Origin of the sequence: Roseovarius sp. A46 (assembly GCF_004126395.1) — a bacterium.
GTDB lineage: Bacteria > Pseudomonadota > Alphaproteobacteria > Rhodobacterales > Rhodobacteraceae > Roseovarius > Roseovarius nitratireducens.
This window is the reverse complement of record NZ_PVWS01000020.1, coordinates 250-21,352: the sequence shown is the minus strand read 5'-3', so window position 1 is coordinate 21,352 and position 21,103 is coordinate 250. Positions and strand designations below refer to the sequence as shown.

Annotated in this window: 17 protein-coding genes; 9 read left to right on the top strand and 8 right to left on the bottom strand. The window is 69.4% G+C overall.

The window, feature by feature from the left end; genetic code table 11:
* Positions 1–86: 86 nt before the first annotated feature.
* Together C6W92_RS11570 and C6W92_RS11565 are read right to left on the bottom strand one after the other, a co-directional pair.
* A complete protein-coding gene (locus C6W92_RS11570) occupies positions 87–1,286 on the bottom strand; it encodes an aminotransferase class I/II-fold pyridoxal phosphate-dependent enzyme (protein ID WP_129433284.1) in 1,200 nt (399 codons plus the stop codon).
* Positions 1,287–1,367: 81 nt separating this feature from the next.
* Complete coding sequence (locus C6W92_RS11565) at positions 1,368–2,033, bottom strand: HAD-IA family hydrolase (RefSeq protein WP_129433281.1); 666 nt, start codon at positions 2,031–2,033, stop codon at positions 1,368–1,370.
* Positions 2,034–2,179: 146 nt separating this feature from the next.
* Between C6W92_RS11565 and glmU the strand changes: the two genes are divergently transcribed.
* Positions 2,180–3,535 carry a bifunctional UDP-N-acetylglucosamine diphosphorylase/glucosamine-1-phosphate N-acetyltransferase GlmU gene (glmU, locus tag C6W92_RS11560; protein ID WP_129433278.1) on the top strand — a complete coding sequence of 452 codons (1,356 nt, stop codon included), beginning with the start codon at positions 2,180–2,182 and terminating at the stop codon, positions 3,533–3,535.
* A complete protein-coding gene (gene glmS / locus C6W92_RS11555; protein ID WP_129433275.1) occupies positions 3,535–5,358 on the top strand; it encodes a glutamine--fructose-6-phosphate transaminase (isomerizing) in 1,824 nt (607 codons plus the stop codon). The genes glmU and glmS overlap by 1 nt, the downstream gene beginning before the upstream one ends.
* An 18-nt stretch (positions 5,359–5,376) precedes the next feature.
* Here the strand turns inward: glmS and C6W92_RS11550 are convergent, their stop codons facing one another.
* A complete protein-coding gene (locus C6W92_RS11550) occupies positions 5,377–5,793 on the bottom strand; it encodes a hypothetical protein (protein WP_129433272.1) in 417 nt (138 codons plus the stop codon).
* 83 nt (positions 5,794–5,876) lie between these two features.
* On the opposite strand from C6W92_RS11550, the gene moaA reads away from it, so the two are divergent.
* From moaA to C6W92_RS11535, 3 genes are read left to right on the top strand one after another with little or no spacing between them, the layout of a single operon-like run.
* Positions 5,877–6,884 carry a GTP 3',8-cyclase MoaA gene (moaA, locus tag C6W92_RS11545; protein ID WP_129433269.1) on the top strand — a complete coding sequence of 336 codons (1,008 nt, stop codon included), beginning with the start codon at positions 5,877–5,879 and terminating at the stop codon, positions 6,882–6,884.
* Positions 6,884–8,179: a 3-deoxy-D-manno-octulosonic acid transferase gene (locus C6W92_RS11540; protein ID WP_129433266.1), complete on the top strand. Its 1,296-nt coding sequence runs from the start codon at positions 6,884–6,886 to the stop codon at positions 8,177–8,179. The genes moaA and C6W92_RS11540 overlap by 1 nt, the downstream gene beginning before the upstream one ends.
* Positions 8,180–8,222: 43 nt before the next feature.
* Positions 8,223–9,251: a glycosyltransferase family 4 protein gene (locus tag C6W92_RS11535; protein ID WP_129433263.1), complete on the top strand. Its 1,029-nt coding sequence runs from the start codon at positions 8,223–8,225 to the stop codon at positions 9,249–9,251.
* 28 nt (positions 9,252–9,279) lie between these two features.
* Here C6W92_RS11535 and der read toward each other — a convergent pair whose 3' ends face one another.
* From der to C6W92_RS11520, 3 genes are read right to left on the bottom strand one after another with little or no spacing between them, the layout of a single operon-like run.
* Positions 9,280–10,734: a ribosome biogenesis GTPase Der gene (der, locus tag C6W92_RS11530; protein ID WP_129433260.1), complete on the bottom strand. Its 1,455-nt coding sequence runs from the start codon at positions 10,732–10,734 to the stop codon at positions 9,280–9,282.
* A 48-nt stretch (positions 10,735–10,782) separates the two neighbouring features.
* Positions 10,783–12,138, bottom strand: a complete 1,356-nt coding sequence (locus C6W92_RS11525; RefSeq protein WP_241691145.1) for a PQQ-like beta-propeller repeat protein — start codon at positions 12,136–12,138, stop codon at positions 10,783–10,785.
* Between the two features lie 14 nt (positions 12,139–12,152).
* Entirely contained in the window at positions 12,153–12,839 is a 687-nt protein-coding gene (locus C6W92_RS11520; RefSeq protein ID WP_129433257.1) for a tetratricopeptide repeat protein, read from the bottom strand.
* A gap of 197 nt (positions 12,840–13,036) precedes the next feature.
* Here C6W92_RS11520 and C6W92_RS11515 point away from each other — a divergent pair, with 197 nt between their 5' ends.
* Together C6W92_RS11515 and C6W92_RS11510 are read left to right on the top strand one after the other, a co-directional pair.
* Entirely contained in the window at positions 13,037–14,281 is a 1,245-nt protein-coding gene (locus C6W92_RS11515) for an efflux RND transporter periplasmic adaptor subunit (RefSeq protein WP_129433254.1), read from the top strand.
* Positions 14,278–18,069: an efflux RND transporter permease subunit gene (locus C6W92_RS11510; protein WP_129433251.1), complete on the top strand. Its 3,792-nt coding sequence runs from the start codon at positions 14,278–14,280 to the stop codon at positions 18,067–18,069. Before C6W92_RS11515 ends, C6W92_RS11510 begins: the two co-directional genes overlap by 4 nt.
* 27 nt (positions 18,070–18,096) lie before the next feature.
* Here the strand turns inward: C6W92_RS11510 and C6W92_RS11505 are convergent, their stop codons facing one another.
* Both C6W92_RS11505 and C6W92_RS11500 read right to left on the bottom strand, forming a co-directional pair.
* Positions 18,097–18,762 carry an alpha/beta fold hydrolase gene (locus C6W92_RS11505; RefSeq protein WP_129433249.1) on the bottom strand — a complete coding sequence of 222 codons (666 nt, stop codon included), beginning with the start codon at positions 18,760–18,762 and terminating at the stop codon, positions 18,097–18,099.
* Positions 18,759–19,388, bottom strand: coding sequence for a DNA-3-methyladenine glycosylase (locus tag C6W92_RS11500; RefSeq protein ID WP_129433246.1), 630 nt, complete (start codon positions 19,386–19,388; stop codon positions 18,759–18,761). The genes C6W92_RS11505 and C6W92_RS11500 overlap by 4 nt, the downstream gene beginning before the upstream one ends.
* A 99-nt stretch (positions 19,389–19,487) precedes the next feature.
* Here C6W92_RS11500 and C6W92_RS11495 point away from each other — a divergent pair, with 99 nt between their 5' ends.
* Positions 19,488–20,360 (top strand): TIGR01459 family HAD-type hydrolase, encoded by an 873-nt coding sequence (locus C6W92_RS11495; protein WP_129433243.1) that lies wholly within the window; start codon positions 19,488–19,490, stop codon positions 20,358–20,360.
* A gap of 101 nt (positions 20,361–20,461) precedes the next feature.
* Entirely contained in the window at positions 20,462–20,905 is a 444-nt protein-coding gene (locus tag C6W92_RS11490) for a MaoC family dehydratase (RefSeq protein ID WP_129433240.1), read from the top strand.
* Positions 20,906–21,103: the final 198 nt, after the last annotated feature.

Below are 21,103 nucleotides of genomic sequence, written 5' to 3'. Positions count from 1 at the left end.
GGCTTCTTCCTGGCAAAATACTCCGGGAGAGTCGCCGCGGCGGTGGGGCAGCGCCCCCTTCGGCCGGTGCCATGGGGCCGGTCAGGTCAGGCCGCGCGGTTCTGCCAGACCGCGCCCACCTCGGCGCGGATGATGCGGGCGATCTGCGCGCAGTCGTCGAGGCTGAAAGTCAACGGCAGGCGCATGTCGAGGATGCCGCGCAGGATGCGGTCGGTGGCGGGCATGGGCGCCGACGGCGCATAACGCCAGCTGTCGTAGCGACTGGTAAAGCCCGCCGGCTCCGCGCCCCCGAACCACTTGAGTTCGACCCCGCGCGCGGCGCAACGACGGATTACCTCGGCCACGGCGCCGCCCTCCCAGTCGAGCAGCAGGAACTGGATCGACGAACCGACATAGCGCTCGGCCTCGGGCCGCTCGACCAGCGTGAGGCCCGGCGTGCCGCGCAGCCCCTCCTCCACCACGCGATAGCGCGCGTTCCAGCGGTCGCACTGATCCTCCAGCATGCGCAGTTGCGGGCGCAGGATCGCCGCGCGCAGGTGGTCCATCCGCCCCGAGACATTGGGCGTGTCGTACTTCACCCGCGCGAACACCTCCTCGGGCGGCACCGTGCCGTGGCGCTCGTAGAGCATGTAGGATCCCGACAGGATCACCGCGCGCGCCATCACCTCGTCGTCATCGGTGACGAGGAATCCGCCCTCGCCGGAATTCATGTGCTTGTAGGTCTGGGTCGAGAAACAGCCCACCTTGCCCCAGCGCCCGGAGGGGATACCGCGCCACGCCGCCCCCATCGTGTGCGCGCAATCCTCTATCACGGCGAGGCCGTGCGCATCGCAGACCTCCATCAGCCGGTCCATATCCGCCAGGTGCCCGCGCATGTGGCTGAGCATCAGCACCCGTGCCTGCCCCGCCTTGGCGGCGAGATCGTCAAGGTCGATGGTCAGCCCCTCGGTCACGCCCACGAAAACCGGCTGCGCGCCGACGCTTGCGATGGCACCGGGCACCGGCGCAAGGGTAAAGGCATTGGTGAGCACCCGATCACCGGACCCCACCCCCAGCGCCCGCAGCGCGGTGGCCATCGCGTAGCCCCCCGAGGTGACGGCAAGCGCGTGGCGCGCGCCGACATGATTGGCGAACTCTCGTTCCAGCATCGCCACCTCGCCCGACTCGCCGGGGGCGAGGTTGTAGCGGTGCAGCCGCCCCGACCGCATCACCTCGAGCGCCGCCGCGATTCCCTCGTCGGGAATCGGCTCCTGCTGGGTGAAGCTGCCTTTGAATACCTCGGTCATACACTGGTTTTGGCGTGCGCCGGGCCTTGCGTCAATGGCCCGCCGCCGCTCTTTCACGAAAGCCGAAACCGCGCCCCGCGCTCAGCCGATGAGCCGCGCCACCGCGGCAGGAAGCTCGTCGAAATGGCCGATGATGGCCTCGGGCGAGAGCGCGGCCATGTCCGCACCCGACGGCCCGAACCCCACCAGCACCGACGGCACGCCTGCGGCGCGCGCCGTGTCGCGGTCGGTGTCACTGTCGCCCACCAGAAGCGCACGCACCGGATCGCCGCCCGCGCGGCGCACGGTCTCGCGCAGGTGCTCGGGGTCGGGCTTGCGCACCGACAGCGTATCGGCCCCGGTAAGCGCGTGAAACCGGTCGAGCACGCCCATCCTCTCCAGCAGAAGCCGCGCCAGCGCCTCGGGTTTGTTGGTGCAAATGGCCACGCGGTAGCCCGCTTCGCGCAAGCCCTCCACCGCCGCCATCGCACCGGGATAGAGCCGCGTGTGCCGGTCGATCGCGCCCTCGTATGCGGCCAGAAGCAGGGGATATTGCCGGTCGATCTCGGCCTCGTCTCCACCGCGCCCGAGCCGCTCCATGCCCAGTCGCAGCATCGCCCGCCCGCCGCGCAGCGCCACCCCCACGTCGCGCGAGGGGCATAGCAAATCCGCCACGCCCATTCCGCGAAAACAGGCATTGGCGGCGGCGATGAGATCGCCGCTGGTATCGGCCAGCGTGCCGTCGAGATCGAAAACCACGGTGCGCATCGCGCCCCCTTATCGTGCGTGTTCCGGCAGGAAACCGCTTAGCGCTGTCACCGAACGGTCACAAGGTTTTACTGGCCCCGCCCTTGCGCGACTTTGCGGAATGTCTAGAACGACGCAGACGTTGTCACCGGAAAAGAGATTGAAACATGTCCGTTGCCCTGATCGTTCTCGCCGCCGGAAAGGGCACGAGAATGCACTCGGACCAGCCCAAGGTTCTGCACGAGGTGGCGGGCGCGCCGCTGCTCGTCCATGCCATCGCGGCAGGAGAGGCGCTTGGCCCTGCACGCACGGTGGTGGTGGCAGGGCATGGCGCGGACGCGGTGCGCGCGGCGCTGGCCGCGCATGACAGCGTGGCGCAAGTGGTGATCCAGGCCGAACAGCGCGGCACGGCCCATGCGGTGGCGCAGGCTGCGGACACGCTTGGCGATTTCGACGGCGACGCGTTGGTGCTCTACGGCGACACGCCCTTTATCCGCCCCGAGACGCTCGGGCGGATGATGGAGGCGCGGCGCCATCACGACGTCGTCGTGCTGGGCTTTGCCCCCGAAGAGCCGGGCCGCTACGGGCGGTTGGTGATGGAGGGCGAGAGCCTTATCCGCATCGTCGAATTCAAGGACGCCAGCGACAGCGAGCGCGCCATCGGGCTGTGCAACAGCGGCGTGGTGATGGCGCCCGCGGGCCTGCTCTTCGACCTGGTCGCCGAAGTGGGCCGGGACAACGCCGCCGGGGAATACTACCTCACCGATATCGTTGGCATCGCCCGTGCGCGGGGCCTCAAGGCCACCGCCGTCACCTGCGACGAGTCCGAGACGCTGGGCGTCAACTCCCGCGCCGAGCTTGCCGCCGCCGAGGCCGCCTTTCAGGCGCGCGCCCGCGCCGAGGCGCTGGAGACGGGCATCACCCTCACCGCGCCCGAGACGGTGCATTTCGCCCGCGACACCGTGGTGGGCCGCGACACGGTGATCGAGCCTTACGTGGTGTTCGGCCCGGGCGTTACCGTCGAGTCCGGCGCGCATATACGGGCGTTCTCGCATCTCGAGGGCTGTCACGTCTCGCGCGGCGCGGTGGTGGGGCCTTATGCCCGTCTGCGCCCCGGCACCGAACTGGCCGAGGACGTGCGCATCGGCAATTTCGTCGAGGTCAAGAACGCTATCCTCGACGAGGGGGCCAAGGTCAACCACCTGAGCTATATCGGCGATGCCGCGATCGGCGCGAACACCAATATCGGCGCGGGCACGATCACCTGTAATTACGACGGGGTGAGCAAGCATCGCACCACCATCGGCGCGGATGTGTTCATCGGCTCGGATACGATGCTCGTCGCGCCGGTGCGCGTGGGCGACGGGGCGATGACGGGCTCGGGCTCGGTGATCACCCGCGATGTCGAAGCCGGCGCGCTCGCCGTGGCGCGGGCGCGGCAAGAGGTCAAGCCCGGCTTTGCCGCGCGGCTCTTCGCGCGGCTGCGCGCGGCGAAAGACACTCGCAACGAGGGAGAACGCTGATGTGCGGGATCGTCGGGGTTCTGGGAAATCACGAAGCGGCACCAATGCTGCTCGACGCGCTCAAGCGGCTGGAATACCGCGGCTATGACAGTGCCGGGGTTGCCACCGTCAACGCCGGGGGCCTGGACCGCCGCCGCGCAGTAGGCAAGCTGGTCAACCTCTCCGATCTGCTGGTGCACCAGCCGCTGCCGGGCAAGGCGGGCATCGGCCATACCCGCTGGGCCACCCACGGCGCGCCCACCGAGACGAACGCCCACCCCCACCGCGCCGGACCGGTGGCGGTGGTGCATAACGGCATCATCGAGAATTTCCGCGAGCTGCGCGCCGAGTTGGCCGAGGCCGGGTTCGGCCACGAGACCGACACCGATACCGAGACGGTGGCGCTGCTCACCTGCCGCTACATGCACGAGGGCATGAGCGCCGAAGAGGCCGCGCGCGCCACCATCGCGCGGCTCGACGGGGCCTATGCGCTGCTGTTCCTGTTCGAGGGCGAGGACGACCTGCTTATCGCCGCGCGCAAGGGCAGCCCGCTGGCCATCGGCCACGGGAAGGGCGAGATGTTCGTGGGCTCGGACGCCATCGCGCTCGCGCCGATGACCGACCGCATCACCTATCTCGAAGAGGGCGATATCGCCGTCGTCACCCGTGCCGGGGTGATCATCACCGATGCCGAGGGACGCCGCGCCAACCGGCCCGTCAAGACCATTGCGCTCGACCACGCGCTGGTGGACAAGGGCGGACATCGGCATTTCATGGCCAAGGAGATCGCCGAGCAGCCGATGGTCATCGGCAACGCCCTGCGCCACTACCTGACAGAGGCCGGCGACGACATCCGCCTGCCCGACGCGCTGCCCGATCTCGCGCGTATCGAGCGGCTTACGCTGGTGGCCTGCGGCACGGCCTATTACGCCTGCCTCACCGCGAAATACTGGTTCGAGCAACTGGCGGGTTTGCCCGTAGACGTTGATATCGCGTCGGAATTTCGCTACCGCGAGCCGCCCATCGTGCCCGGCACGCTGGCCATTTTCGTCAGCCAGTCGGGCGAGACCGCCGACACGCTGGCCGCCTTGCGCTATTGCCGGGACCGGGTCGAGGGGGTCGTCTCGGTGGTCAATGTCGAGGAAAGCTCGATCGCGCGCGAGAGCGATCTGGCGTTGCCGATCCATGCCGGGGCAGAGATCGGCGTCGCCTCGACCAAGGCGTTCACCTGCCAGCTCACCGTTCTGTTGCTGTTGGCCCTGCGCGCGGCGCGCGCGCGCGGACGGATGGACGCGGCGCGGCTTTCGGACCTGCTGTCGGCCCTGCGCGGCCTGCCTGCCACGCTCAACACCGCGATGGAGATCGACCACCGCATTCGCGACGTGGCGCGCGACCTGGCCGCGGTGCAGAGCGCGCTGTTCCTGGGTCGCGGGCTAATGTATCCGCTAGCGCTGGAAGGCGCGCTGAAACTAAAGGAAATCAGTTACATACACGCCGAAGCTTATGCATCAGGCGAACTCAAGCACGGCCCTATCGCGCTCATCGACGAGAGCCTGCCGGTGATCGTCATGGCACCCTGCGACGCGCTATTCGACAAGACCGTGTCGAACATGCAGGAGGTGATGGCGCGCGGTGGGCGGATCGTGCTGGTCTCGGATGCCGCCGGGATCGCGGCGGCGGGCGAAGGCACGTTCCGCGCGATCACCATGCCGGTGACCGACCCGGTGCTGGCGCCCATCCTCTATGCGCTGCCCGCGCAGCTCATCGCCTATCACACGGCGATCGCCAAGGGCACCGACGTGGACCAGCCCCGCAACCTCGCAAAATCGGTGACGGTGGAGTGAACCTCACGGTTCAAACGCTCAACCTGCAGGTTCGACGCGCAATTCCGGCAGCGCGGTGAGCGGCAGGTTAAGCTGTTGGTAAGCCGCGAGCGACATCCGGCTTCCCGCCCCCGGCTCGGCCTCGAGCGGGATGAGATCGAGCACCACCGCGCGCCCGGTGCGCGGGTCGCTCACCCGCCCGCGCATCGGGGAGGTGACGAGCGGGGTGCGCATCCACAGCCCCGGGCGGGTCACGTCACCGAGTGAGGCGACGGTCGTCGCGGGCAGCGTGGGGGCGGCGGGCGCGTCCTGGGGCGTGGCGGCCTCGTCCTTCTCGGTTTCAACCGGCGGGGCGGGCGTTTCGGGCGGCGGGTCCGTGGACCTCTCTATCGGCCCGAGGAGCGCACAGCCCCCGGCAAGCAGACACACCAGCACGACACGCACCATTCCCGACATGAGGCCAGCGTAACCGCCGCAACCGCGCACCGCAACGCAAGATGCCCCTTGCCCCGCGTCGCGCCGGGGCCTAGTTTCCCGACATGACCGTTCCTCTGATAGATCCGTTTCAGCGCGCCATCTCCTACCTGCGCGTCTCTGTCACCGACCGCTGCGATTTTCGCTGCGTCTACTGCATGTCGGAGAACATGACCTTCTTGCCCAAGAAGGAACTGCTGACGCTGGAAGAGCTTGACCGCATGTGCTCGACCTTCGTGCGCCTCGGCGTCGAAAAGCTGCGCATCACCGGTGGCGAGCCGCTGGTGCGCAAGGGGATCATGACCTTCTTCAACGCCATGACCCGACATCTGGAAACCGGCGCGCTGAAGGAGTTGACGCTGACCACCAATGGCTCGCAGCTCGGGCGGTTCGCGGATGACCTTTATGCTGCGGGGGTGCGGCGGGTGAACATCTCGCTCGACACGCTCGACGAGACGAAATTCGCCGACATCACCCGCTGGGGCCGTCTGCCGCAGGTGCTCAAGGGGATCGACGCCGCGCAAGCCGCCGGGCTGCGCGTCAAGATCAACACCGTGGCGCTCAAGGGCTTTAACGAGGACGAGCTGTTCACGCTGGTCGAGTGGTGCAAGAGCCGCGACATGGACCTGACCTTTATCGAGGTCATGCCGATGGGCGATATCGGCAACGAGGACCGGCTCGACCAATACTGGAAGCTGAGCGACCTGCGCGCCCGGCTGGCCGAGGACTACACGCTCACCGATCTGGACGAACGCTCGGGCGGCCCGGCGCGTTACGTGCGGCTGGAGGAAACCGGGCAAAAGATCGGCTTCATCACGCCGCTCACCCATAATTTCTGCGAAAGCTGCAACCGCGTGCGGCTGACCTGCACCGGCGAGCTTTACATGTGCCTTGGCCAGGAAGACATGGCCGACCTGCGACCGGCGCTGCGCAACCATCCCGGCGATGACGCGCCGCTGGAAGAGGCGATCCGCGCGGCCATCGCGATGAAGCCCAAGGGCCACGATTTCGACTATTCGCGCCAGTCGGTCGAGGGCCGCATGTCGCGCCACATGAGCCATACCGGCGGCTGATGCGCCGCGGCAATGCGCCCCTGCCGCTGCGGCTCTACGGCGCGGCGGCCGACCTCATGGGGCCAGTGGCCTACGCCCGCGTGCGGCGCAAGCTCGCAGCCCACGGCACCGACCCGGCGCGCTGGCGCGAGCGGATGGGTCACGCCACCCTGCCCCGGCCCGAGGGGCGGCTGGTCTGGTTCCACGCCGCTTCGGTTGGCGAGAGCGCCTCGATCCTGCCGCTTATCGCGCAATGGGGCCGCGCGCAGCCGGAGACCGAATTCCTGATCACCTCGGGCACCGCCACCTCGGCAGAGATGCTTGCCCGCCGCCTGCCGCCGCGCAGCCGGCACCAGTTCGCACCGCTCGACACGCGACCTGCGCTGCGCCGGTTCCTGCGCCATTGGCGGCCCGATGCGGGCGTTTTCGTGGAAAGCGAGCTGTGGCCGCAGATGCTGCGCGAGAGCGCGGGCGCTGGCGTGCCGCTGGCGCTGGTGAACGCGCGGTTGTCGGACCGCTCGGCGCGCGGGTGGGCGCGCGCGGCGCGCACCGCGCGCCACCTGTTGGGCCATTTCCGCCTGATCCACTGCCAGGACGCCCGCACCGAGGCCAACCTGCGCGCGCTCGGGCTCGATCGGGCGCGGCAGGGGCCGAACCTCAAGGCGCTGTCGGGCGCGCTCCCGGTGGACGAGACGGCACGCGCATCGCTGGCCGGGCAGATCGGCAACCGCGCGGTCTGGCTTGCCGCCTCGACCCATCCGGGCGAGGAGGAGATCGTGCTCGACGCGCATCGCCGCCTGCTGGCCCATCTGCCCGAGGCATTGCTGATCCTCGCACCGCGCCACCCCGAGCGCGGTCCGGACCTGGAGGTGCTGATCGCGGAGCGGGGGTTCACCGGCGCGCGCCGCGCCATCGGGGCCGTGCCCGCGCCGGAGACGCAGGTCTATCTCGCCGACACGCTGGGCGAGATGGGGCTTTGGTATGCGCTCTGCCCCGTCACCTGCCTGTGCGGGTCGTTCACGGCGGTGGGGGGGCACACGCCCTATGAGCCCGCCCATGCCGGCTCGGCCATCCTGCACGGGCCGCTCTATGCCAATTTCGCCGAAATCTACCCCGCGCTCGATGCCGCCGGGGCGGGCGAAGAGGTCGCGGACGGGGCGGCGCTCGCGGTGTCGCTTTCGCGGCTCCTGGGCGCGTCCGACCGGCTCGACGCGATGCGCGACGCCGCGCGCGGGTTCGTCGCCGGGGACGCGGGCGCGCTGGACACGCTCACCGCCGACCTGACCGCCGCGCTGGGGCTGGAGGGCGCGTCATGACGCCTCGCTTCATCTTGCCGGAAATATCCGGATCCCGCCGCCCATGACCGAGCTCATCGTCACCAATTTCAACCGCAACTTCACCGGGGTCTCGGCCACGGCGGCGGGGGTGGTGCGGGTGCAGGCAGAGCGCTACGACATGGCGCTCTCGGATGTCGCCCTGCCCGGCTGCCCCGCGCCGGTGAGCCGGGCCGAGGCGCGGCGGCTGTCGCGGAGCCCGGGGGCACGGCCGTTCACCATCTGGCACGTGCGCCGCAACAGCGAGATGCGCGCCGCGCTCTGGGCGCGCGACGTGCTGCGGCTGCCCATCCGCATCGTCTTTACCTCCGCCGCGCAGCGCCGGCACTCGGCGCTGCCGCGCTGGCTCATCTCGCGGATGGATGCGGTGATCGCCACCACCGATGCGGCGGGCGAGTTGGTTCCGCACCTGCACGCGGTGGTGCCCCACGGGGTGGATTGCGATGGCTTTGCCCCCGCCCGCGACCGCGCGGCGGCGTGGCGGGCCACCGGCTATCCCGGTGCGCGGGGCATTGCCACCATCGGGCGCATCCGCCCCGAGAAGGGCACCGACCGGTTCGTGGCCACGATGCTGGAGGTGCTGCCGCGCCATCCCGATCTCACCGCGCTGGTGATCGGGCGCGCGGCCAAGGCGGATGCGGCGTTTCTCGACCGGCTCAAGGCGCAGGTCGCCGGGGCGGGGCTGGCCGGGCGGTTGCTGTTCGTGGGCGAGATCGCGCCCGGTGATTTGCGCGGGCTGCTGCCCGCGCTGAGCCTGATCGTGCAACTGCCGCGCTACGAGGGGTATGGCATGGTGCCGCTGGAGGGCATGGCCTGCGGCGTGCCGTTCGTGGCCGCCGATGCCGGGCATTACGCCGAGTTCTCGGCGCAGGGGCGCGCCGGGATCGTGACCGGGGATGCGGCGGGCGCGGTCTCGGGGCTGCTCGACGATCCGGCCCGCCACGCGGCGATGGCGCGCGCGGCGCGCGAGGTGGCCACGGGCCATTACAGCGTCACCCGCGAGGCCGACGGGATCGGCGCGGTGTACGAGGCGCTGTGGTCGGAGGGCCGTTAGCCGGAAAGGGCCGCCGGCGCCGACCGCATCACAGGTGCTTGCGCAGCCGCGACGGGCCCGGCTTTTTCCGGGTCTTGTAGGGGTTCTTGTCGGACTGGCTGCGCAGGTGCAGGCGGATGGGCGTGCCCGGCATGTCGAAATCGGTACGCAGGCCGCCGACGAGGTAGCGGCGATAGCTCTCTGGCATCTTGTCGGGATGCGAACACATCACCACGAAGCCCGGCGGGCGGGTCTTGGCCTGGGTCATGTAGCGCAGCTTGATGCGGCGGCCGCCCGGCGCGGGGGGCGGGTGCTGCTCGACCATGCCCGCCAGCCAGCGGTTGAGCTGTGCCGTGGGGATGCGGCGGTTCCAGACCTCGTGGGCCTTTTGCACCGCGTCGCGCAGCCGGTCGAGCCCCTTGCCCGTCCGCGCCGAGACGGTGACCAGGGGTGCGCCGCGCAATTGCGGCAGGAGCCGGTCGAACGCCTCCTTCAACTCGCGCAGCTTGCCCTGCCGGTCCTCTTCGATGTCCCACTTGTTGACGGCCACCACCACGGCGCGGCCCTCGCGCTCGGCCAGGTCGGCGATGCGCAGGTCCTGTTGCTCGAAGGGGATGGCGGCATCCAGAAGCACGACCACCACCTCGGCGAATTTCACCGCGCGCAGCCCGTCGGAGACCGACAGTTTTTCCAGCTTGTCCTGCACCCGCGCCTTCTTGCGCATACCCGCCGTATCGAAGAGGCGCACCGGCAGCCCGTCCCAGTCGAGCGTGAGCGAGATCGCGTCGCGGGTGATCCCGGCCTCGGGGCCGGTGAGCAGCCGCTCCTCGCCGAGGATGGTGTTGATGAGCGTGGATTTCCCGGCATTGGGGCGGCCCACGACGGCCACCTGCAAGGGGCGCTCGGGCGTCGGCGCGAGATAGGCGGGCACGGTCTCGTCGTCGGGGTCGGCTTCGTCGTCGAGCGGCACGTCGGTCTCGGGCGCCTCGGCCTCGGCCCGCGCGTCGAAGCTGTCCGAGAGCGGCATCAGCCGCGCGTAAAGCTCGTTCATCCCCTCGCCATGCTCGGCCGAAATCTGCACCGGATCACCAAGGCCCAGCCCGTAGGCTTCGTAGACGCCCGGCTCGGCGGCGGCACCCTCGGCCTTGTTGGCGGCGAGGATCACATGGCCCGAGCGTTTGCGCAGGATATCGGCGAATATCTCGTCGGTCGGCGTCACGCCCGCGCGCGCGTCGATCACGAACAGGCAGACATCGGCCATCTCCACCGCGCGCTCGGTCAGCCGCCGCATCCGCCCTTCGAGGCTATCGTCGGTGGCGTCCTCGAGCCCGGCGGTGTCGATCACGGTAAAGCGCAGGTCGCCCAGCCGCGCCGCCCCCTCGCGCAGGTCGCGGGTCACGCCGGGCGTGTCATCGACCAGCGCGAGGCGCTTGCCGACAAGGCGGTTGAACAGCGTGGATTTGCCCACATTGGGGCGACCCACGATGGCGAGGGTAAAGGACATGACGCGGCTCCGCTGTCGATCAAGCGTGCGTGATACAGGATCGGGGCGTCAACGGAAAGCCAGAAGCTGACCCTTCTTGGACACGACGTAGAGCGTGCCGCCCGCGACCACCGGGTTACTCGCCGCCCCGCCGGGAAGCGCCGTCTCGCGGGTGAGTCGCCCCGAGACCGGATCGAAGAAGCGCAGCCTCTCGTCGGCGGATGCGAGCACGAGTTGCCCGCCCGCCAGCACCGGGCCGTAATGGCCGACGATGCCCGCCTGCCGCTTGGGCTTGCGCGCGGTGAAGAGCGGCAGCGGCTGGCCCCAGATACGGCTGCCATCCTCGGCCGAGAGGCGCACCAGCTCGTTTCGGTCGCTCACCAGGAACAACGAGCCGCCCGCGGGCCAGATCGGGTTGAGCGGCCCCTCGCCCGCGGTCCAGAGGCGTTTGCCGCTGCCGAGGCTGAGCGCCACCATGCGGCCCGAATGGGTGCCCACGTAGACGCGGTCGCCTACCACCAGCGGATCGCCGGTGACGTCGCGGACACGCGCACTTGCCACGCCGCGGCGCTCGCCCGCGACCTGCGCGTCCCAGAGCCGCAGCCCGCCCTTGCGGAACGCGCCCTGCACCTCGCCCGCGCCGAAGGCGAAGACGGCGTATTTCTCGGTGATCGCCGGGGCGGGGCCACCGAGCACATTGTGAATGTCGGGCGTGCCCGAGAGCTGCCAGCGCACGCGCCCCGTCTCGGAATCGAGCACCCAGGCGACCTCGTCGCCCGCCACCACGTAGACCAGCCCATCGTAGACCGCGGGCGCGGTGGTGGTCGGCGCGTCGACATCCTGCTGCCAGAGCACCGCGCCGGTTTCGGCGTCGAGCGCGGTGACGATGCCGAAGGCCGAGGTGACGAAGAGTCGCCCATCACCATAGGCCAGCCCGCCGCCGCTGGCGTTGTCGGGGCTGTCATTGGGCGGTGTGAGGTCGGTGGCCCACAGCACCTCGCCCGCCGTGGAAACCGCCGAGACGCGGGTCTGCGCGTCGAGGGTAAAGACGCGGCCCGCCGCCACCACCGGATCAGCGGTGATGCGCGCGCGGCGGCCATCGCCCGCGCCGATGCCCGCCGACCACGCCAGCGCGGGAGAAGCGGAAAGCGCGGGATGCGCGGTGCGGGTGGCGGGCGAGCCCGGGCGTTGCGGCCAGGCGGCGTTGGTCACCGCCGCGGGCAGCGAGATCGGGGCCGCGCGGTTGACCGGGGTCTCCTCGGCCTGTGCGCGCCGCGCCTCGCTCTGGAGCACCTCGCGGATGTTTTCGCGCTCGCCAGGCAGGATCGGCTCCCGCTTTTCGCAACCTGCAAGAACGAGGGCCGCCGCCATCGCGAGAAGAACCGTTTTCGCCGTCACCACGCCTGCCCCCATCTGTCGCGTCATACCCGGCCCCCCGGTCATTGTCCGACCCCGGCCTGCCCGGGCGCGCCCGGTATCTCGGGCACATCCTCGCCCAGCGCCACAATCACCTGTGCCACGCGGCGGCGCAAGGCCTCTGTCGCCTCGGCATCCACCGCCAGCGTCGCCAACCGGTCGAGCGCGTCGGCGCGGGCGCCGGTCTCGATGTCGATCATGGCAAGTTGTTCCTCGGCCAGCAGCCGGACAAGACCCGGCGCGTCGGTCAGTGGCACGAGCCGGGCACGGCGTGCCTCGGCCGAGAGCCCCGTATCCGGCAGCGCCACCGCCTTGAGCGTCGCGATACGGCGGTAGATGGCGGGCACGTCGGGCCGGTCCGCCAATGCGAGCAGCCGGGTCGCCGCGCCCGGGGCGTCCCCCCGGGCCTGTGCGTCCGCGGCGAGCAGCCCCGCCACCGCCGCGCCCCCCGGGCCGGGGGCCGGGATCGCCTGCAACGCATCGGCGCGCTCGGCCGCGTCCTCCTGTGCCAGCGCCGTGAGGAGCGCATCGCCGAAGGCCTGCGCCTCGGCCTCGGCCTGCGCCTTGCGCCACTCGTTCCATGCCGCGCCGCCCACCAGCAGCAGGATCGCCAGAATACCGATCCAGCCATAGCGGCGCATCAGCCGGAACAGCCGGTCGCGGCGCACCTCCTCGGTCACCTCGTCAATGAAACTGTCCGTGTCGCTCACGCCGCACCCCCTGCAGGATTTCCGCCCCTCTTAGCGTGTCGGCCCCGCGCTGCCAAGGGCCGCGGGACGCGCGCGAGATCGCGCTTGTCGGCGACGGCGGAAAGGTTTAATCTGAACCGGTCGGTTCAGCGTATGACGGTAAGGCCGTAATGCGCGGCCTTCTTGTGTGCCGCAGTAATCCGTTCGAAAGACATGACATGCGCCTGTTTCCAGTTCTGATCGCCCTCCTGGTCGCTGCGGCCATCTATACCTTCGTGTTCGAGCGTGAGCGGCTCGTTGCGATGCTGCCCGCCGGCGCCGGGGACGCGGCCGAAGCAGAGGCCGCACAGGAGACCGGCACCGCCGACGCCACGGAGGCGGGCGAGCCGGGCCTGATGCGCGTCGTGGTGCAGCGCTCGGAGGCGCGCGAGGTGGACAGCGCGGTGAAGTTGCGCGGGCGCACCGAGGCCGACCGGGAGGTCGATCTGCGCGCCGAGACATCCGGGCTGGTGGTTTCCGAGCCGCTGGGCCGGGGGGCGTTTGTCGAGGCGGGTGACGTGCTCTGTCGGCTAGACCCGGCGGCGCGGCAGGCGACGCTGGAGGAAGCCAGGGCGCGGCTCAAGGAGGCACAGGCGCGCGTGCCCGAGGCGCAGGCGCGGCTGGAGGAGGCGCGCGCGGCGCTGGAGGAAGCGCAGATCAACTATCGCGCGGCAAGCAACCTGGTGAAAAACGGATACGCCTCGGAAACCCGCGTCGCCGCCACCCGCGCCGCGCTACGCGCTGCCGAGTCGGGCGTCGAGAGCGCCACATCGGGGCTCGAATCCGCCCGCGCCAACATCGAATCGGCCCGTGCGGGCGTGACCGCCGCCGAGGAAGAGATCGACCGGCTGACGATTCACGCCCCGTTCGGCGGCGTGCTGGAGACCGAGACCGCCGAGCTGGGCAGCCTGCTTCAGCCAGGTGCGCTCTGCGCCACGGTGATGAAGCTCGATCCGATCACGCTGGTGGGGTTCGTGTCGGAGACCGACGTGGCGCGCGTCGAGACCGGCGCGCGCGCGACCGCGCGCACCGCCTCTGGCCAAGAGGTGGCGGGCGAGGTGAGCTTCGTGTCGCGCTCGGCGGACCCGACGACCCGCACCTTTCGCGTGGACGTGCGCGTGCCGAACCCAGACCTGACGCTGCGCGACGGCGAGACCGCCGAGATCGCCATCGCCTCGGCGGGGCGTCGCGCGCATCTGGTGCCGCAATCGGCGCTGACGCTCAATGACGAGGGCACACTGGGACTGCGGCTCGTGGACGAGGAAAACAGCGTGCGATTCGCCCAGGTGACGCTCATGCGCGACACGCCCGCGGGCGTGTGGCTGACCGGGCTGCCCGAGCGCGCCGACATCATCGTGATCGGGCAGGAATACGTGCGCGCGGGCGTGCGCGTGAAGCCGAGCTACCGGGAGCTGGGTCAATGACCGGGATCGTCGACTGGGCGGCCGCGCACGCGCGGATGGTGCTGGCCTTCGTGGTTCTGTCGGTCCTCGCCGGCACGTTCGCCTATATCGGCCTGCCCAAGGAGGGTGAGCCGGATATCGAGGTGCCCGCGCTGTTCATCTCGGTCCCGTTCCCGGGCATTTCCGCCGAGGACAGCGAGAAGCTGCTGGTCAAGCCGATGGAGCGCGAGCTGAGCGATCTCGACGGGCTGAAGAAGATGACCGGCACAGCGGCCGAGAATTACGGCGGCGTGGCGCTGGAATTCGAGTTCGGCTGGGACAAGACCAAGATCCTCGCCGATGTGCGCGACGCAATGGACACGGCGGAGGCCGAGTTTCCCGACGGGTTCGAGAAATACACCCTCAACGAGGTGAATTTCAGCGAGTTCCCGATCATCATCGTCAACCTCTCGGGCCCGGTGCCCGAGCGCACCATGTCGCGGCTGGCCAATGATCTTCAGGACCGGCTCGAATCGATGGAGCCGATCCTCGAGGCGGGCATCGCCGGCAACCGTGACGAGATGGTGGAGGTGGTGATCGACCCGCTGCGGCTCGAGGCCTACAACGTCACCGCGCTCGAGTTGATCAACGTGGTGCGGAACAACAACCAACTGATCGCCGCGGGTGAGGTCGATACCGCGCAGGGGACATTCGCGGTCAAGATTCCGTCGTCGTTCGAAGAGACGCGCGACATCTACGACCTGCCGATCAAGACCAATGGCGACCGGGTGGTGACGCTGGGCGATCTGGCCACGATCAACCTCACCTTCGAGGACCGCACCGGCACCGCGCGGTTCAACGGCGAGACCAGCGTCGCGTTGCAGGTGGTCAAGCGCCGGGGCTTCAACATCATCGAGACCGCCGACCTGGTGCGCGCGGAGGTGGCCGAGGCGGAGAAGACTTGGCCCGAGGAATTGCAGGTCGCGGTCAACGTGGGCACCTCCAACGACCAGTCGCGCACGGTGGAATCCATGGTCAGCCAGCTCGAGGGCTCGGTGCTGACCGCGATCGCGCTGGTGATGATCGTGACACTGGCCGCGCTGGGCATCCGGCCCGCGCTCTTGGTGGGATTCGCGATCCCGACATCGTTCCTGCTGTGCTTTGCCCTGCTGGCCGTGATGGGGGTGGCGGTGTCGAACATCGTGATGTTCGGCCTAATCCTCGCGGTGGGGATGCTGGTGGACGGGGCTATCGTGGTGGTGGAATACGCAGACAAGCGCATCGCCGATGGCGAGGGCCCGATGCACGCCTATGTGGCTGCCGCCAAGCGCATGTTCTGGCCGGTGGTCAGCTCGACCGCCACCACGCTCTGCGCGTTCCTGCCGATGCTGTTCTGGCCGGGCATCCCGGGCGAGTTCATGGGGATGCTGCCGGTGACGCTCATCTTCGTGCTGTCGGCCTCGCTGTTGGTGGCGCTGGTCTACCTGCCGGTGCTCGGCGGCGTGACCGGACGGCTGGAGCGGTGGTTCGATCAGCGCACCGCGGCAATCGCCGGCGGTTTCTGGCTGTGGCACCTGCTGCTGCTGCCGGGGGCGGCGGGCGCGGCGGCGCTGGCGGGGCGGACGCTGCCTATGGTGCTCGAACAGGTGAGCGCGCAATTCGCGATGATGGATGGCGGCGACATCCTCGGCTCGGTCATCCCGGTGCTGGCCACCGTGTTCGGGCTGGTGCTGGGCGCCGTGGCGCTGATGGCTACCGGGGTCGCGGGGGTGACGGCGCTATTGCTGGGGCTTCTGGCCATCCCGCGGCGGCTTGGCAACGGGGTGCGGGCGCTGGGGCGCATGGTGCTGCCGCAAAGGCGGGGCCGCGTGCGCGCGGGCTATCGCCGCTCGGCCTTTGGCTGGGTCATCCACGCCATCGTGGGCAACCCGGTGATGCCGCTGGTGGCCTTTGGCGCGGTGTTCGTGATCGTCGGCTCGGTGCTGATGTTCTACGTCAACAACAACAACGGCACCGAGTTCTTCGTGGACAGCGAACCGGAGCAGGCCATCGTCTACGTGCGCGGGCGCGGCAACCTGTCGCTCGACCAGAAGGACAGCCTGGTGCGGCAGGCCGAGGAGATCGTGCGCGCCCATCCCGGCGTCACCACCGCCTTTGCCTTTGCCGGCGAGGGCGGGCTGAACAACAATACTGGCGGCGCGCAGCCGCCGCGCGACACGATCGGGCAGGTGCAGTTCGAGACCATCCCGTGGGAAGACCGCCCGCAGTCCACCGAGGCGTGGTTCACCGTGCCGTTCCTGGATTTCGAGGTGCGGCGCAGCGTGGTCGATCCGGCGTATGACGGCGACCGCATCATCGACGACCTGACCGCGGAACTGGAGCGCATCCCCGGCATCATGGTCGAGATTCTCGCGCAGGCGCGCGGGCCCTCCTCGGCCAAGCCGGTGCACCTGCGAATCCGCGGTGACGACTGGGCGGCGCTGCAACGCTTTACCAAGGAGGCGCGGGCGCGGTTCGAAGAGACCGAGGGCCTCTACCAGATCGAGGACACGCTGCCGCTGCCGGGCATCGACTGGCAGGTGGACGTGGACGTGGAGCGCGCGGGCCGTTTCGGCGCGGACGTGGCGACCGTGGGCGCGATGGTGCAGCTAGTGACACGCGGCATCCTCCTGGACACGATGCGCGTGGACAGCAGCGACGAGGAGATCGAGATTCGCGTGCGCCTGCCCGAGCAGGACCGCGTGCTCTCGACCCTCGATACGCTGAAGGTCCGCACGGAAAACGGCCTCGTGCCGCTGTCGGCCTTCATCACGCGCAGGCCGGTCGAGCAGCTTGCGCAGATCGACCGCATCGACCAGACCCGCTTCTTCGACGTAAAGGCGGCGGTGCGCGACGGGCTGACCACCGCGGTGACCGGCGCGGATGGCGAGACGCGCGAGGTGCCGCTCACCGCCAACGAGCGCATCGAGCGGCTGACCGGGTGGCTGGAGAGCGGCGTGCTGCCGCCGGGCATCAGCTATGAATGGACCGGCGACGCCGAGGATCAGGAGGAATCGGGCGAGTTCCTGCAAAAGGCGTTCGCGGGGGCGCTTGGCCTCATGTTCATCATCCTGCTGGCGCAGTTCAACAGCGTCTACAACGCGGTGCTGGTGTTGCTGGCGGTGGTGCTGTCCACAACCGGGGTGCTGGTGGGGATGCTGGTGATGAACCAGCCGTTTTCCATCATCATGACCGGCACCGGCATCGTCGCGCTGGCCGGTATCGTGGTGAACAACAATATCGTGCTGATCGACACCTACCAGGATTATTCCCGCTACATGCCGCGCATTTCGGCGATCACCCGCACGGCGCAGGACCGCATCCGCCCGGTGCTTCTGACCACGATCACGACGATGGCCGGCCTCGCGCCGATGATGTTCGGCCTCAGCCTCGATTTCATCAACGGTGGCTATGCCTTCAACAGCCCCACCGCGCTCTGGTGGAAGCAGTTGGCAACGGCGGTGGTGTTTGGCCTCGGTATCGCGACGGTGCTGACGCTGGTCTTTACGCCTGCGATGCTGGCGCTGCGGGTCTGGGCGGTGACCTATGTGCTGTGGATCGCGCGGGGGCTGGCGGTGCTGTCGCTGGGCCGGACGAGCAGGACGGCACGCGACTGGGCGCTGGCGCGCGCGGCGCGGCGGGCGCGGGGAACGGAGCTGGTCTGGCCCGATGAGCGCGACGCAGCCCACGCGGGCTATGGCGAGAACGAGGAAGCCGACACGCCGCGCCCCGAAGACGTGTCGGACGTGTTGCGCGCCAGCGGCCGTTCACCGCTGCGCGCGGCGGAGTGAGCCCGCGCGCCGCACGGCCCGCGCCGCTCAGAGCCCCAGCTTGTCGCGCATGAACGCCAGCGCCACGGACAGCCCGTCGGGCGCGATGCCGTGGCCGGTGCCCTCCATCACGTGGGCATAGACGTCCTTCCAGCCCGCCTCCTGCAAGGCCTCGGCCGCCTGCGGCAGCGACTGCACCGGCACCACGTCATCGGCATCGCCATGCACCAGCAGGACCGGCGGGCGGCTGCGGGTCTCGTCGGCCAGCAGGTCGGGGCGCAGCAGGCGGCCCGAGAAGGCCACGATCCCGGCCACCTCGTCCTCGCGGCGGGGGGCGACGTGGAGGGCCATCATCGTGCCTTGGCTGAAGCCGAACAGCACCACCTGTTCGGGCAGCAGATCCTCGTCCACCATCAGCGCGTCGAGAAAGGCGTCGAGGTCGGCGGCGGCGGCCATCAGGCCGCGCTCGGCCTCTTCCTCGCTTGAGCCGTCGATCCACGGGATCGGGAACCATTGCAGGCCGAAGGGCATGCCGGGGATGCTCTCGGGCGCGTCGGGGGCGACGAACAGAGTGTCGGGCAGATGCTCGGCCAGCGGATCGGCGAGGCCGAGGAGGTCGTCGCCATTGGCGCCGTAGCCGTGCAGGAACACCACCGCCGAGCGCGCCTGTCCCGATTGCGGGTCCTTGCGGCCCGCCTGCAAAACTCGTGTCATGCGATCCCTTCCCTGTCCTTGGCGACGTGGTAATAGGCCCACAGGAGCCGTGCCGCAACCGCGCGCCACGGCGACCAGTCCGCGGCCATCGCGCGCAGCGCCGCGGGCTTCGGTCGCTCGGGCAGGCGGTAGAGCAGCCGCGCCGATTCCTGCAAGGCGAGGTCGCCGGGGGCAAAGACATCGGCGCGCCCGAGGCTGAACATGGCGTAGATTTCGGCGGTCCAGACGCCGATTCCCGGCACCTCGGTGAGTCTCGTCACCACTTCGTCGGTGGGGGCCGTGCGCAGCGCGGCGTAATCGAGATCGGCCTCGGCCAACGCGCGCACGTAGCGCGCCTTTTGCCGGCTGAGACCGGCGGCGCGCAGCCCGTCCTCGTCCGTTGCGGCGATGGCCTGCGGCGCGGTCAGTCCCGCCGCCTCCAGCCGCGCCCAGATCGCGCGGGCGGCGGCGACGCTCACCTGCTGGCTGACAATGGCCCCCATGAGCGCCGCGAACCCGTCCTCGCGCCGTCTGAGCGGCACCTCGCCCACCAGATCGCGGGCATGGGCCATGCGCGGGCAGAGCCCCGCGAGGTGCGCCGCGCCCTCGGCGATATCGGCCTCGGTGTGGATGATCCGTTCGGTCATGGCGCGAGCATAGATCGCATCGCGGCGGTTGGCCATGCGCGCTGGCCAAAGCGTGGCGGCCCTGCCATATCTGCGCGCGACCCAAGCACGGAGACGCCCATGACCCGCCTCATCACCGCCCTTTCGGAGATCGCCCCCCGCTACGACGCGCTGTTCGTCGATCTGTGGGGCTGTGTCCATGACGGGGTGCGCGCCCTGCCCGATGCCTGCACCGCGCTGGTGCGCTATCGCGAAACCGGGGGCGCGGTGGTGCTGTTGACCAACTCGCCCCGCCCGCGCGGCGACGTGGAGCGGCAGATGCGCGCGTTCGGCGTGCCGGATGCCGCGTGGGACACCATCGCCACCTCCGGCGACAGCGCCCGCGCGGCGATGTTCGAGGGCGCGGTGGGCGAACGGGTGTATTTCATCGGCCAGCCGCATGAAGAGCTGTTCTTCGAGCCGATCAGGGTGGTCGACGCGCCGGTGCACGTCACGATGGTGCCGCTGGAAGAAGCCGAGGGCATCGTCTGCACCGGCCCGTTCGACCCGATGGCCGACCCCGCCGAGATGCGCCCGACGTTCCTCTATGCCAAGCAGAAGCGGCTCAAGCTGCTTTGCGCCAACCCCGATATCGTGGTGGACCGGGGCGAGGTGCGCGAATGGTGCGCGGGGGCGCTGGCGCGGCTCTATACCGAGATGGGTGGGACAAGCCTCTATTTCGGCAAGCCACACCCGCCGATTTACGACCTCGCCCATCGACGGCTCGCCGAGGTCGGGCACGACTCCGACAACGCGCGTATCCTCGCCATCGGCGACGGGGCGCAGACCGACATCCTGGGCGCGATGGGCGAGGATATCGATTCCCTCTTCATCACCGGCGGACTCGCGGCGAAGGAGACCAAAACGTCGCAGCAGCCCGATGAGGCAGCGCTAAAGGCATACCTCGAAAAGGAAAATGTCTATGCCAACTATGCCATCGGCTATCTGAGGTGATGGATTAGGGGTTGATCTTTCTGCGCCCGCAAAGTAATAAAATTCCAAAGCGGGGCCTGACTTCGCCTCATAATTACGCACCAAACCACCCGGAGGGGCGAATGTTGGACAACATGCCGCGCGGCACGATCTGCATCGAGGATATCGAGATGGGCATGACGCGCCATCTGCGAAAGGTGGTGACCGACCGCGATATCGAGATGTTTGCCGAGGTTTCGACCGACCGCAACCCGGTGCATCTGGATGATGATTACGCGCAGGACACGATCTTTGAGGGGCGCATCGCCCACGGGATGCTCACCGCCGGGCTGATTTCGGCGGTGATCGGCGAGCAACTGCCCGGCCACGGCACCGTCTACATGGGGCAGACGCTGAAATTCCTCGGCCCCGTGCGCCCCGGCGACATGGTTCATGCCGAGGTCGAAGTGGTCGGCATCGACCACGGCAAGCGCCGGGTTCAACTGGATTGCCGTTGTCTGGTCGAGGGCAAGAAGGTGCTGATCGGCGAGGCCACCGTGCTGGCACCGTCGCGCAAGTTCGACTGAGCGGGCCGGAGGTCGGCCCGGGTGGGACGGAACCGCTAAGGCTGGTTGCGTCGTTAGGGGTGCGATTGGCTTGGAGCGGTCGTTGGGCATTTAGCGATGAGCCGCGCAGCGCCCGACCGCCGGGTGGGCGCAAACCCGGCTACGCTCTGCGATTTATGGTGCAAGATACCTCTTCTATTTCCGCCACTTGCAGCGTTG

Coding starts and splice junctions, on each gene's coding strand:
- C6W92_RS11510 (WP_129433251.1), top strand. CDS start 14,278: ATGACCGGGATCGTCGACTGGGCGGCCGCGCACGCGCGGATGGTGCTG.
- C6W92_RS11515 (WP_129433254.1), top strand. CDS start 13,037: ATGCGCCTGTTTCCAGTTCTGATCGCCCTCCTGGTCGCTGCGGCCATC.
- C6W92_RS11550 (WP_129433272.1), bottom strand. CDS start 5,793: ATGTCGGGAATGGTGCGTGTCGTGCTGGTGTGTCTGCTTGCCGGGGGC.
- C6W92_RS11565 (WP_129433281.1), bottom strand. CDS start 2,033: ATGCGCACCGTGGTTTTCGATCTCGACGGCACGCTGGCCGATACCAGC.
- moaA (WP_129433269.1), top strand. CDS start 5,877: ATGACCGTTCCTCTGATAGATCCGTTTCAGCGCGCCATCTCCTACCTG.
- glmU (WP_129433278.1), top strand. CDS start 2,180: ATGTCCGTTGCCCTGATCGTTCTCGCCGCCGGAAAGGGCACGAGAATG.
- C6W92_RS11525 (WP_241691145.1), bottom strand. CDS start 12,138: ATGACGCGACAGATGGGGGCAGGCGTGGTGACGGCGAAAACGGTTCTT.
- der (WP_129433260.1), bottom strand. CDS start 10,734: ATGTCCTTTACCCTCGCCATCGTGGGTCGCCCCAATGTGGGCAAATCC.
- C6W92_RS11570 (WP_129433284.1), bottom strand. CDS start 1,286: ATGACCGAGGTATTCAAAGGCAGCTTCACCCAGCAGGAGCCGATTCCC.
- C6W92_RS11500 (WP_129433246.1), bottom strand. CDS start 19,388: ATGACCGAACGGATCATCCACACCGAGGCCGATATCGCCGAGGGCGCG.
- glmS (WP_129433275.1), top strand. CDS start 3,535: ATGTGCGGGATCGTCGGGGTTCTGGGAAATCACGAAGCGGCACCAATG.
- C6W92_RS11535 (WP_129433263.1), top strand. CDS start 8,223: ATGACCGAGCTCATCGTCACCAATTTCAACCGCAACTTCACCGGGGTC.
- C6W92_RS11540 (WP_129433266.1), top strand. CDS start 6,884: ATGCGCCGCGGCAATGCGCCCCTGCCGCTGCGGCTCTACGGCGCGGCG.
- C6W92_RS11490 (WP_129433240.1), top strand. CDS start 20,462: ATGTTGGACAACATGCCGCGCGGCACGATCTGCATCGAGGATATCGAG.
- C6W92_RS11495 (WP_129433243.1), top strand. CDS start 19,488: ATGACCCGCCTCATCACCGCCCTTTCGGAGATCGCCCCCCGCTACGAC.
- C6W92_RS11505 (WP_129433249.1), bottom strand. CDS start 18,762: ATGACACGAGTTTTGCAGGCGGGCCGCAAGGACCCGCAATCGGGACAG.